The organism is Microbacterium sp., assembly GCF_036566905.1.
Classification (GTDB): Bacteria; Actinomycetota; Actinomycetes; order Actinomycetales; family Microbacteriaceae; genus Microbacterium.
Genome location: NZ_DATCVK010000005.1, coordinates 108962 through 120532 on the forward strand (window position 1 = coordinate 108962; position 11571 = coordinate 120532).

General features: G+C 70.6%; 12 protein-coding genes. 10 read left to right on the forward strand and 2 right to left on the reverse strand.

Annotated elements, in window-relative coordinates:
• The first annotated feature begins 88 nt into the window (after positions 1 to 88).
• From VIP82_RS00735 to VIP82_RS00755, 5 genes are all read left to right on the forward strand, one after another.
• On the forward strand, positions 89 to 943 hold the full coding sequence (locus VIP82_RS00735; RefSeq protein ID WP_331905392.1) for a peptidoglycan-binding domain-containing protein: 855 nt from the start codon (positions 89 to 91) through the stop codon (positions 941 to 943).
• A gap of 75 nt (positions 944 to 1018) precedes the next feature.
• Positions 1019 to 1561, forward strand: coding sequence for a DNA polymerase III subunit gamma/tau (locus VIP82_RS00740; protein ID WP_331905393.1), 543 nt, complete (start codon positions 1019 to 1021; stop codon positions 1559 to 1561).
• Positions 1558 to 1992 (forward strand): bacitracin resistance protein, encoded by a 435-nt coding sequence (locus VIP82_RS00745; RefSeq protein ID WP_331905394.1) that lies wholly within the window; start codon positions 1558 to 1560, stop codon positions 1990 to 1992. The genes VIP82_RS00740 and VIP82_RS00745 overlap by 4 nt, the downstream gene beginning before the upstream one ends.
• A 167-nt stretch (positions 1993 to 2159) precedes the next feature.
• On the forward strand, positions 2160 to 3764 hold the full coding sequence (serA, locus tag VIP82_RS00750; RefSeq protein ID WP_331905395.1) for a phosphoglycerate dehydrogenase: 1605 nt from the start codon (positions 2160 to 2162) through the stop codon (positions 3762 to 3764).
• A gap of 42 nt (positions 3765 to 3806) precedes the next feature.
• Positions 3807 to 4280: a DUF2867 domain-containing protein gene (locus tag VIP82_RS00755; RefSeq protein ID WP_331905396.1), complete on the forward strand. Its 474-nt coding sequence runs from the start codon at positions 3807 to 3809 to the stop codon at positions 4278 to 4280.
• Between the two features lie 84 nt (positions 4281 to 4364).
• Here the strand turns inward: VIP82_RS00755 and VIP82_RS00760 are convergent, their stop codons facing one another.
• Positions 4365 to 4910, reverse strand: coding sequence for a TetR/AcrR family transcriptional regulator (locus VIP82_RS00760; protein WP_331905397.1), 546 nt, complete (start codon positions 4908 to 4910; stop codon positions 4365 to 4367).
• A gap of 63 nt (positions 4911 to 4973) precedes the next feature.
• On the opposite strand from VIP82_RS00760, the gene VIP82_RS00765 reads away from it, so the two are divergent.
• The 5 genes from VIP82_RS00765 (at position 4974) to VIP82_RS00785 (ending at position 10902) form a co-directional block, all read left to right on the forward strand.
• Complete coding sequence (locus VIP82_RS00765; RefSeq protein ID WP_414684601.1) at positions 4974 to 6515, forward strand: MFS transporter; 1542 nt, start codon at positions 4974 to 4976, stop codon at positions 6513 to 6515.
• Positions 6516 to 6522: 7 nt separating this feature from the next.
• Positions 6523 to 7584, forward strand: coding sequence for a 3-isopropylmalate dehydrogenase (locus VIP82_RS00770; RefSeq protein ID WP_331905398.1), 1062 nt, complete (start codon positions 6523 to 6525; stop codon positions 7582 to 7584).
• Positions 7585 to 7623: 39 nt separating this feature from the next.
• The gene (locus VIP82_RS00775; RefSeq protein ID WP_331905399.1) at positions 7624 to 8736 is read left to right on the forward strand and encodes a branched-chain amino acid aminotransferase; all 1113 of its coding nucleotides are present in this window, start codon (positions 7624 to 7626) and stop codon (positions 8734 to 8736) included.
• Positions 8737 to 8822: 86 nt separating this feature from the next.
• Entirely contained in the window at positions 8823 to 9590 is a 768-nt protein-coding gene (locus tag VIP82_RS00780; RefSeq protein ID WP_331905400.1) for a fumarylacetoacetate hydrolase family protein, read from the forward strand.
• A gap of 37 nt (positions 9591 to 9627) precedes the next feature.
• Positions 9628 to 10902 (forward strand): MFS transporter, encoded by a 1275-nt coding sequence (locus VIP82_RS00785; RefSeq protein WP_331905407.1) that lies wholly within the window; start codon positions 9628 to 9630, stop codon positions 10900 to 10902.
• Between the two features lie 3 nt (positions 10903 to 10905).
• Here VIP82_RS00785 and VIP82_RS00790 read toward each other — a convergent pair.
• Positions 10906 to 11571: type III PLP-dependent enzyme domain-containing protein (locus VIP82_RS00790; RefSeq protein WP_527250123.1), on the reverse strand; the 666-nt coding region annotated here is incomplete at its 5' end.

The window sequence follows — 11571 nt, forward strand, 5'->3', positions numbered from 1 at the left end:
TCGGGACGGACGTATCACGACGCACCGCCGACACCTCGGAAGCGAGTGGGGCCAGACCCCGCATCGGACACCGATCAGAGGAGCCGTCATGAACGTCGAACCGTGGAGCACCGTCGGACCGGGATCGTCCGCCGCCATCGTCCCGGGCATCCAGTATCTGCTGCGCGCACACGGCCACGCCGTGGCCGTGGACGGAGCGTACGGGCCCGCGACCGCGGCGGCCGTCAGCGCGTTCCAGACCGCGCAGGGCGTGCCGTCGGACGGCATCGTCGGGCCCATCACGTGGCCGCGTCTTGTGATCGCGGTGCAGCAGGGGTCGACGGGCGACGCCGTGCGCGCCGTCCAGCAGTTCGGGCTCGCACGCTCGCCGGGGGAGGACCCGCTCGTCGTCGACGGCGACTTCGGCCCGATCACCCAGGAGCGCGTCGAGTTCTTCCAAGAGTCGTGGGGTCTCTCGCTCGACGGCGTGGCAGGTCGCGAGACCTGGTCTTTCTTCAGCACGTTCGTGCCGGGGGAGCGCCCGTGGGCGCTCGTGAAGCAGGGATCGTCGCAGGCGACGAACTGGCGTGTGCTCGCAGCGCAGCACCTCCTGCGCGCGCACGGAGCGACGATCGCCGCGGACGGCGCGTTCGGTCCGCTGAGCGGCCAGGCGGTCCAAACGTTCCAGCAGACGTTGCGGGCCGTCGAGATCTCGACCACGCTCGGCCAGCTGGATTGGCCGAGCCTCATCATCACCGTGAAGCAGGGCGACGGACCTGCGGGGTCCAAGGGCGAGGCGGTGCGTGCGGTCCAGACGCTGCTGGCCGACGTGGCCGTCGACGGCGACTTCGGCCCGCAGACCGACGCGGCCGTGCGGCAGTTCCAGCAGGTGTTCCTGCCGCCGGCGGACGGCATCGTCGGCCCGGACACCTGGCACACGCTGATGCTGCGCCTGTTCGAGTGACCCGTCGCGCGCCGAGAGCCTTCGCAACGCCGGGCGGCTCTCGGCCGCATCGCGGCGCGGCACTACTCTGAGAGCGTGACGACCGGACGCGACGACGACGCCCTGACCTGGGACGGTGACGACGATCCCACTCTCGACGTCGGTGCGACTGCCGGGTCGGACCCTGCACCCGAGACCGCCGCGCGGAGGTCTGCGCCGGAGCTTCCCTCGGGGTACACCGCGGTAGGCAAGGGCAGCGAGACGATCGGCGCCGCGGACGCACCGGATGCGGCATCCGTCGACGACGAGTCACCGTCCGGCGACACCGTGGCCGCGCCGCGATCGCTGGGCAACGGCGCGCTCGTCGCCCTCGGCGTGCTCGGCGGGGTCTACGCGCTCTACGCGATCGGGTGGATCATCGGCGGACTGCGGCTGCAGGGCCGCGCGCAGTACCTCGTGCTCGACGTGATGTACCAGGGGAGCCTGTGGCTCGCCGTGCTGGCGCCGGTGCTGTGGTTCGCAACGACCTTCCTGCTCACGCGCCGTTCGCGCGCGTGGGTCAGGTTCGCGTGGCTGGCGGCGGGCGTGGTCATGCTGCTGCCCTGGCCCTTCGTGATGATCGGGGCGATCGGACAATGAGCGACGACGTCACGACCCCCACGCCCTCTCCCGACGACGCCGGCGCGTCGCCCGAAGCCTCTGCGCGCGTGCGCCCTGCCGCGACACCCGCGGTGCGCAAGGGCAAGACGCCCACCTGGCTCGTAGCCGCGATCGCGGGCATCGTCGGCCTGTTCTACGCCTACGCCGTCTGGAACGCGATCGGCAACCTCGTCGCCACCCTCCAGGTGTTCGCCGGCGCGGGGCTCACGCTCAACGCGCTCGGCTGGTTCATATGGATCTTCGCCGCGGTGTTCCCGCTGATCGTGTGGGGCGGCGCCTTCGCGATCGGGTACCGGCGCGCGCCGCACGAACTGCTCCTGGTGATGCTCACAGGTCTCGCGCTCGTCGCCGTGTTCTGGCTGAACGTCGTGGCATACACGACGCTCAACTCGGCTGCCTTCCTCGGCTGAGGCCGTCGAAGCCCGAGCGCGAGCCCAGGGCCGACGGCCGTCACACGGTCGGGCAGGTCGTCGCTCGGGCGGTAGGCTGGCACAGGCCTCGCCCCCGACGGCGTGCGGCGCGGCATCCGGTCTGCCCTGCTCCGCGCGCTCGCGCACCGCCCCCAAAGGAACCACCCGTGCCGAAGCCTGTCGTCCTCATCGCCGAAGAACTGTCTCCCGCCACGATCGACGCCCTCGGCCCCGACTTCGATGTGCGTCATGTCGACGGCACCGACCGCCCGGCGCTGCTGGCGGCGCTCGCCGACGCGAACGCGGTGCTGATCCGCTCGGCGACCAAGGTCGATGCCGAGGCGATCGCGGCGGCTCCCGTGCTCAAGGTCGTCGCCCGCGCGGGTGTCGGCCTCGACAACGTCGACATCAAGACCGCCACGACGGCGGGCGTCATGGTCGTGAACGCGCCGACCTCCAACATCATCTCGGCGGCCGAGCTGACCGTCGGGCACATCCTCAGTCTCGCCCGCCGCATCCCGGCCGCTCACGCGTCGCTCGCCGGCGGTGCGTGGAAGCGCAGTTCGTACACCGGCACGGAGATCTTCGAGAAGACCGTCGGCATCATCGGCCTGGGCCGCATCGGCGCCCTCATCGCTGCGCGGCTGCAGGCGTTCGGGGTGTCGGTCGTCGCGTACGACCCCTACGTCACCCCGACGCGCGCCCAGCAGCTCGGCGTGCAGCTTCTCGAACTCGACGAGCTGCTCGCGCAGAGCGACTTCGTCACGATCCACATGCCGAAGACGCCCGAGACGACCGGCATGATCGGCGCCGAGCAGTTCCGCCTCATGAAGAAGACGGCGTTCGTCGTCAACGTCGCGCGCGGCGGCCTCATCGACGAGGAGGCGCTGTACACCGCGCTGAACGAGGGCGAGATCGCCGGAGCCGGCCTGGACGTCTTCACGAGCGAGCCGCCCGCACCGGAGGGCACTGCGTTCCCGCTGCTGAGCCTGCCCAACGTCGTCGTCACGCCGCACCTCGGCGCCTCGACCGACGAGGCGCAGGAGAAGGCGGGCGTCTCGGTCGCGAAGTCGGTCAAGCTCGCCCTCGAGGGTGACCTGGTGCCCGACGCGGTGAACGTCGCGGGCGGTGTCATCGACCCGTTCGTGCGTCCTGGCATCTCGCTGGTCGAGCAGCTCGGACAGTTCTTCACCGGCCTGGCGCACAGTGCACTCACCAGCCTCGACATCGAGGTGCGCGGCGAGCTCGCGGCGTACGACGTCAGCGTCTACCGGCTGGCCGCCCTCAAGGGCATCCTCGCCAACGTCGTCAGCGAGAACGTCTCGTACGTGAATGCGCCGCTGTTCGCCGAGCAGCGCGGCATCGAGACCCGGCTGATCGTCGAGGCCGAGAGCCCGCTGTACCGCAACATCACGATCCTCCGCGGCACGCTCGCCGACGGTTCCGTGCTCACCGTCGCCGGCACGCTCGCCGGGACGCGCATGGTGCCCAAGGTGGTCGGCATCAACGGCTACGAGATCGAAGTGCCCATCGAGCGCCATCACCTCGTCATGCGGTACGCCGACCGTCCCGGCATCGTCGCGATCTACGGCCAGAAGCTCGGCAGCGCCGGCATCAACATCGCCGGGCTCCAGGTGGCGCAGGCCGACGCCAGCGGTCGCGCCCTCTCGGTGCTCACGGTGGACTCGCCGGTGCCCGAGGACCTCCTCGACGAGATGCGCGAAGCGGTGGGCGCCGACCTGTTCCGCCGCATCGAGGTCACCGAGGACTGAGCGGTGCCACCGGGGGAGGCAGCCAGGCAGGCGGCCTCTCCCGTGCCCGCGTCCGGCACGAGGCCTGTCTTCCGCAGCCTGGCGTTCGAGGGGCTGACGCGGTTCGACTACGGCGACGTGATCCTCGCGTCCAAGCCGCCGCGCAGCACCGACGACCCGCGCGTGTGGGCCGAGACCCTGTTCGCGCCGTCGTCCTCGCCCGTATGGGTGAAGGCGGCGATGGGCGTGCGCATGGCGCTCGCCCCGCTTCTGGGGCTGGAGGCCGCGCCGCGCGGAGTGTTCGACGTCCGGACGGTGGTGGGCGAAGAGGCCCTCATCGAGTGCGCCGACAAGCACCTCACCTTCCGCTGCGGTGTCGGAGTGGATGCCGAGGCCGCCGTCCTGCGTGTGACCACCGTGGTGACGTTCAACGACTGGCGCGGCCGGGTGTACTTCACCCCGGTGTCGCTGGCGCATCCGCTCGTGGTGCACGCCATGCTGCGCCGTGCCCGCCGAGCCCTCGCCCGGCGGGGGTGAGGCGCCGGCGCGAACGCTGCACTTTCCTCCGAGCGCGCCGTCGCCCGCACGCGCGGTCGCAGGAAAATGCAGCTCTCAGAGAGCTCAGATCCGGCTGGCGCCCTCCACCAGGGCGATGAGGGCGTCGAGCGCGGGACCGCGGGGGACCGGCCCCGGGATCGAGCCGCCCGACAGCGCGTTGTTGAAGTACAGCCCGTCGCTGACGAGCATCACCAGGTCGAGCGCCACCTCGTCCTTCGTGTGCGGGCGCAGCGCGGCGGCCCACTGCTCGCGGACGTCTCGCAGGGCGTCGCTGGCGACCGGATCACCGCCCTGCGCGAGCCGTGACGTGGCGAGGATCGCGCGGTCGATCGGATCGTTGGCCATCACCGACGTGCGGAGGAAGTACGCGATCGGTCCCTCGGGAGCGGCGGCCATCACGGCCACATCCTCGGCGACCAGCGTTCGCAGGCGATCGATGATCGCCGACTCGAGCGACTCCTTCGTCCCGAAGTGATAGAGCAGACCGCCCTTCGACACGCCCGCAGCCTTCGCGGTGGCGTCCATCGTCGCCGCGCGCTCGCCCTCCTCGATGAGGATCTGCTCGAAGGCGTCGAGCACCTTCTCGCGGGCGAGGGGAGGGCGGCTCATGGCCTCGATCGTATCGACAGACGGGTCGGACGCCTGATACTATACCGGCTGGACGGTATAGAAATGATGACTCTCACACAAGAACTCTCGCTCGCAGATGCCCAGAGCCGGAAGGTCGGCTGGCGCGGCTGGGCCGCGCTCGTCGTGCTCATGCTGCCGGTGCTGCTGGTCTCGGTCGACAACACGGTGCTGAGCTTCGCGCTCCCGTCGATCGCGCTCGAGCTGGGGCCGTCGAGCGCCCAGCAGCTCTGGATCATCGACGCCTACCCGCTCGTGCTTGCCGGGCTTCTGGTCACGATGGGGACCCTGGGCGACCGGTTCGGACGGCGACGGATGCTGCTCATCGGCGCGACCGGCTTCGCCGCCGTGTCGGTGCTCGCCGCTTTCGCTCCCAGCGCCGCCTGGCTGATCGCCGCGCGGGCCGGAATGGGCGTGTTCGGTGCGATGCTGATGCCCTCGACGCTCTCGCTGCTGCGCAGCATCTTCACCGACCGCGACCAGCGTCGCCTCGCGATCGCCGTGTGGGCGGCCATGTTCTCGGCCGGCGCGGCGCTCGGCCCGATCGTGGGCGGGCTCCTGCTCGAGCACTTCTCGTGGGGCTCGGTGTTCCTGCTGTCGGTGCCCGTGCTCGTCCCGCTCCTGGTGCTGGCGCCGCTCCTCGTGCCCGAGAGCCGCGATCCGAAGCCGGGTCGCATCGATCCGCTGAGCATCGCGCTCTCGATGGCGACGATGATCCCGATCGTCTACGGCATCAAGGAGCTCGCGGTGCACGGGTTCGCCGTCGCGGCGTGGCTGCCGATGCTCGCCGGGCTCGGGTTCGGTGTGCTGTTCGTGCGGCGGCAGCTGCGGGCGAGCACGCCGATGCTCGACATGCGCCTGTTCCGCCGGGGAAGCTTCAGCGGCGCGCTGATGGTCAATCTCCTCAGCGTCATCGCGCTCGTCGGGTTCCTGTTCTTCGTGGCGCAGCACCTGCAGCTCATCGTCGGCCTGTCGCCTATGCAGGCGGGCCTCGCGCTCGTTCCGGGTCTCGCGATGATGATCGTCGCGGGTCTCGTGGTCGTGCCGATCTCCAAGAAGTGGCCTGCTCGCATCGTCGTGCCGGTGGCGCTCGTGTTCTCGGTGGTGGGCTACGTCACGGTGGCGTTCGCGACCGGACCCGAGAGCATCGGAGCACTGGTGGCGGCCTTCATCTCACTCGGCATCGGCATCGGCGCGGCCGAGACCGTCTCGAACGAGCTGGTGCTCTCGAGTGCTCCACCCACCAAGGCCGGCGCCGCGAGCGCGGTCTCCGAGACGGCTTATGAACTGGGTGCCGTGCTGGGCACGACCGTGCTCGGCGGCATCCTCACGGCGCTCTACCGCACGAACCTCGTCGTCCCCGAAGGAGTTCCGGATGCCGCGGCAGAGGCCGCGTCGGAGACCCTCGCCGGTGCGGTGCACGCGGCCGGCGAGATCGGCGGCAGCACGGGCGAGGCGCTCTTCGAGGCGGCGGCGACGGCGTTCGACGCCGGCGTCACCGTCACCGCCCTGATCGGAGCCGTCCTGGTCGTCGTCGCGGGGGTCATCGCGGCCACTACCCTGGGAGGGTCCCGCCAGAAGTCGTAGGAGCACTATGTCGCGCGTCGTGAAACTGGCCGTCATCCCAGGTGACGGCATCGGTCCGGAGGTCATCGCGGAGGCGGAGAAGGTGCTGGATGCCGCCGCCGCGGGCACCGGTACCCGGTTCGAGAAGACGCGCTTCTCGCTGGGGGCCGCCCGCTTCCTCGACACCGGTGACACGCTCACCGGCGACGACCTCGCCGCGATCAAGGACCACGACGCGATCCTGCTGGGCGCGGTCGGGGGAGTTCCCGGCGATCCTCGACTCAAGAACGCCAACATCGAGCGCGGGCTGCTGCTGAAGCTGCGGTTCGAGCTCGATCACTACGTCAACCTGCGTCCGTCGAAGCTGTACCCGGGTGTGCCCGGGCCGCTCGCCGCGCCGGGTGACATCGACTTCGTCGTCGTCCGCGAGGGCACCGAGGGGCCGTACGTCGGCAACGGCGGGTCGATCCGCACCGGCACGCCGCACGAGGTCGCCAACGAGACATCCGTCAACACCGCGTTCGGGGTCGAGCGGGTCGTGCGGTACGCGTTCGAGCTGGCCGAGCGCCGTCGCCGGAAGCTCACCCTCGTGCACAAGACGAACGTGCTCGTGCACGCCGGTGGCATCTGGAAGCGTCTCGTCGACGAGGTCGCGCTCGAGCACCCGGACGTGACCGTAGACTATGTGCACGTCGACGCGGCCACGATCTACCTGGTCACGAACCCGAGCCGCTTCGACGTGATCGTCACCGACAACCTCTTCGGCGACATCCTCACCGACTTGGCCGGCGCCGTCACCGGTGGCATCGGCCTCGCAGCCTCGGGGAACATCAATCCCGACGGCGCGTTCCCTTCGATGTTCGAGCCCGTGCACGGATCGGCGCCCGACATCGCGGGCCAGCAGAAGGCCGATCCCACGGCCGCGATCCTCTCCGTCTCACTGCTGCTCGACCATCTCGGGCTCCAGGACCAGGCCCGCCGCGTCACGACCGCGGTCGAGGAGGATCTTGCCGCACGCGGCTCCGACGCGGGCGCGACCCGCACGACGACGCAGATCGGCGACGCGATCGTCGCCCGTCTCCAGGCGTAATCTGAGATCACGTCGTCCTACCGACAGAGGATTCCACCCATGACCATCGACCTTCCCCTCCAGGCGCCCTCGGCCGCAGGCCTCGTCTGGAACGTCACGCGGAACACCGAGGCGACCCCGGATGCCGAGCGCGAGGCGATCCTCGCCGACCCCGGCTTCGGACAGCACTTCACCGACCATATGGTCGACATCTGCTGGTCCGAGAAGGGCGGATGGCACCGGCCGCGCGTGCAGCCGTACGGTCCGATCCCGCTCGACCCCGCGGCGGCCGTGCTGCACTACTCGCAGGAGATCTTCGAGGGCCTGAAGGCCTACCGTCACGCCGACGGGTCGATCTGGACCTTCCGGCCCGACCGCAACGCGGCCCGCCTGCAGCGTTCGGCCCAGCGACTGGCGCTCCCGGAGCTGCCGAGCGAGTACTTCCTCGATTCGCTGCGCGAGCTCATCGCCGTCGACGGCGCGTGGGTTCCGACGGCGCCCGAGACGAGCCTGTACCTGCGCCCTTTCATGTTCGCGAAAGAGGCCTTCCTGGGCGTCCGTGCGGCGAAGAAGGTCGGGTACTACCTCATCGCCAGCCCCGCGGCCGCCTACTTCGCCGGCGGCGTGCAGCCGGTCAACATCGCGCTGTCGACCCGCTACGCGCGCGCCGGCAAGGGCGGCACGGGCGCGGCGAAGACCGGCGGGAACTACGCATCCAGCCTGCTGCCGCAGGCCGAGGCTTACGAGAAGGGCTGCCAGCAGGTGCTCTTCCTCGATGACGGCTACATCGAGGAGCTCGGGGGCATGAACCTCGTCCTCGTGACCGACGACGGTCGCCTCATCACTCCCGAGTCCGACTCGATCCTCGAGGGCATCACGCTGGCGTCGGTGCTGCAGCTCGCGCAGGACCGCGGGCTCGTCGTCGAGCAGCGCAAGGTCTCGATCGACGAGTGGCGCGAGGGCGCGGCATCCGGCTCCATCGTGGGCGCGTTCGCGTGCGGCACGGCGGCGGTCATCGTGCCGATCGGCAAGCTCGTCGCCGACGACTACGAGATCGTGCACGACGGCGATGCGGCGTCCGAGCTGGCCTTGTCGCTGCGCGACGAGCTCACCGGCATCCAGTACGGACGCGTGGCGGACCGCCACGGGTGGCTGATGCGCCTCGACGGCTGATCCGACGTTTCTCGAAAGCCCCGGGCCCCGCGCGCTGCGCAGCGCCCGGGGCTTTCCGTGTCGGGCGGGATGGCTAGGCTGATCCGGTGAGGATCGCGCGCTTCAGCCACAACGACGCCATCAAGTTCGGGATCGTCGACGAGGGGGAACTCGTCGTCCTCGCCGGTGACCCGATGTTCGCCGGGTACGACACGACGGGGGAGCGCGTGCCGCTCGCCGACGTCGCGCTGCTGGCGCCGGTCATCCCTCGCTCGAAGCTCGTCTGCGTCGGCCGCAACTATCGCGACCACGCCGCAGAGCTGGGCAACGACGTCCCCACCGCCCCGATGCTCTTCTTCAAGCCCAACACCACGGTGATCGGTCCGGGCGATGCCGTCGTGCTGCCGAAGGGCTCCGACTTCATCAGCTTCGAGGGCGAGCTCGCCGCCGTCATCGGTCGCATCGCGAAGAACGTGCCGGCCCAGAATGCGCTCGACTACGTCTTCGGCTACACGATCGCCAACGACCTCACCGCCCGTGACTGGCAGAAGTCCGACGGGCAGTGGGCGCGCGCGAAGGGCTTCGACACGTCGTGCCCGCTCGGCCCCGCCATCGAGACGGACTTCGACGTCGATGGCCCCGCCGTGATCACGACGCGCCTGAACGGAGAGGTGCGGCAGCAGGGTCCGATCAGCGACATGATCTTCTCGCTCGCCGATGTGATCGCGTACGCCTCCGCGGCGTTCACCCTGCTGCCGGGCGACGTGATCCTCACCGGAACGCCGGCCGGCGTCGGCCAGATCGTCGCGGGCGACACCGTCGAGGTGGAGATCACCGGTCTCGGCATCCTGCGCAACACCGCTCGTGACGCCTGACGAGAGCGGACGGGCGCCCGGCGCCGACCCTTCGGTCCTGACGCCCGACACCGGCGTCACGGCCGAAGAGGTAGCGGGCGTCCAGCGGCGCACCGTCTGGGTTCTCTCGCTCGGTCAAGTGCTCGGCGGACTGGCGTTCGGCGCCACACTGTCGCTCGGTGCGGTGCTCGCGGCCGAGCTCTCGGGCGAGGACGCATTCTCAGGACTCGCCGCGGCGGCCGTGACCTTCGGCACCGCCCTGACGGCGGTGCCGCTCGCCGCGATCGCTCGCCGGCGCGGGCGGCGGCTGTCGCTCACGACGGGCATGGCGGTAGCCCTCGTCGGCGTCGGCCTGGTGATCGTCGCCGTCTCGCTGCGGGCGTTCCCGTTGCTGCTCGTCGGTTTCCTCATCATCGGAGCGGGCCAGGCGGCCAACCTGCAGTCGCGCTTCGCCGCCGCCGACCTCGCCACCGACGCCTCGCGCGGCCGTGATCTGTCGATCGTCGTGTGGGCGACCACAGTGGGCGCCGTTCTCGGCCCGAACCTGACGGGGCCTGGTGAGGTGATCGGCAGCGCGATCGGCATGCCGCCGCTGACCGGTCCCTACCTGTTCACGCTCGTCGCACAGGGCCTCGCCATCGTGCTGTACCTCGTCGCCATGAGGCCCGACCCGCTGCTGCTCGCGCAGCGCGTCGTCGCGTCGGCTCGGGCGGGCAGCCGCGTCATCGCCAAGGCCGATCGGCCGGTCGCCGCCCGCTATGCGATCTTCGCGGTCGCCGCCGCCCACGGCACGATGGTGTCGGTGATGGCGATGACCCCGGTGCACCTGGCGCATCTGACCCACGGGGCGACCGAGGCCGCCACCCTGTCGATCATCGGGCTGACGATCAGCCTCCACATCGCGGGGATGTACGTGCTCTCGCCGGTCTTCGGCATCCTGGCCGACAAGGTCGGGCGCGTCCCGACCATCCTGATCGGGCAGGTCCTGCTCGTGGCGGCGCTCCTCACCGCCTCGTTCGGTCAGCTCTCGACGACAGCGGTGACGGTGGCGCTCGTGCTCCTCGGCCTCGGGTGGAGCGCGTCGACAGTGGCCGGCTCGACGCTGCTCACCGAATCGTCGTCCGAGGCGCTGCGCACCCGGCGCCAGGGAATCAGCGACTTCACGATGAGCATCGTGGGCGGACTCGGAGCGATCGCTGCCGGCGCCGTGCTCGGCTGGATCGGCTACGGCGGTCTCGCCCTCGTCGTGCTGGTGCTCGTCGCGGCATCGGTCCTGCTCGCTCCGCTCGGCTGGCGGGCCTCCCGCGCCAGCCCGGCGTCTCAGCCGGGCTGACGCTCAGAACCGCGTCTCGACGAGGTCGGTGACGATCGCGGTCGACGGGTCGTCCAGCGAGTCCACGACCGGCACCAGCCGCCACTTGTCGAACATCGTGCAGGGGTGGGAGAGCCCGAAAACCACGAGGTCGCCCACCGCGAGCGGGGAGTCCGGCTCGATCCGCACGAAGCCGTGCTGATCGCTGAGCTTCGTCATCACGGCGCCGGGGAGCGGCATCCGCTCTCCCGCCGCATCGATCGCGTACAGCGGCACGGGCAGCCCCTCGTCGAACGGGAAGTCGCGCTTGCCCGCGTCGACGATCGCGGTGCCGGCGTCGAGGCGCGACAGCACCCGGGCGAGTCCCCGCGCCGCCGGACGCAGCCCTGCTCCCTCGAACGGCGAGTTCTGCCGGTAGTACCCGTGGTCGTGGACCACATACGCGCCCGATCGCAGCACGAAGCGCGCAGGATCGCCGGCGACCGATGCCGCCGCGAACGCGGCACCGACGACGTCGGGGTACGCGCTGCCACCGGCCGATACCAGCACGTCACCGTCGTCGTACAGCGGAGCCAGCGCATCGTGCACGGCGAGCAGCTCCTCGATGTAGGTGCGTGCGGAGGCCAGAGCATCGTCGCCGCGGCCGTGCGCGACCGCGCCCTCGTACCCCGTCACGCCGGCGAGCCGCAC

What these genes read in the sequence shown, in the direction of transcription:
- VIP82_RS00735 (WP_331905392.1), top strand. Translation starts at nt 89, where the DNA reads ATGAACGTCGAACCGTGGAGCACCGTCGGACCGGGATCGTCCGCCGCC.
- VIP82_RS00745 (WP_331905394.1), top strand. Translation starts at nt 1,558, where the DNA reads ATGAGCGACGACGTCACGACCCCCACGCCCTCTCCCGACGACGCCGGC.
- VIP82_RS00760 (WP_331905397.1), bottom strand. Translation starts at nt 4,910, where the DNA reads ATGAGCCGCCCTCCCCTCGCCCGCGAGAAGGTGCTCGACGCCTTCGAG.
- VIP82_RS00765 (WP_414684601.1), top strand. Translation starts at nt 4,974, where the DNA reads ATGATGACTCTCACACAAGAACTCTCGCTCGCAGATGCCCAGAGCCGG.
- VIP82_RS00770 (WP_331905398.1), top strand. Translation starts at nt 6,523, where the DNA reads ATGTCGCGCGTCGTGAAACTGGCCGTCATCCCAGGTGACGGCATCGGT.
- VIP82_RS00775 (WP_331905399.1), top strand. Translation starts at nt 7,624, where the DNA reads ATGACCATCGACCTTCCCCTCCAGGCGCCCTCGGCCGCAGGCCTCGTC.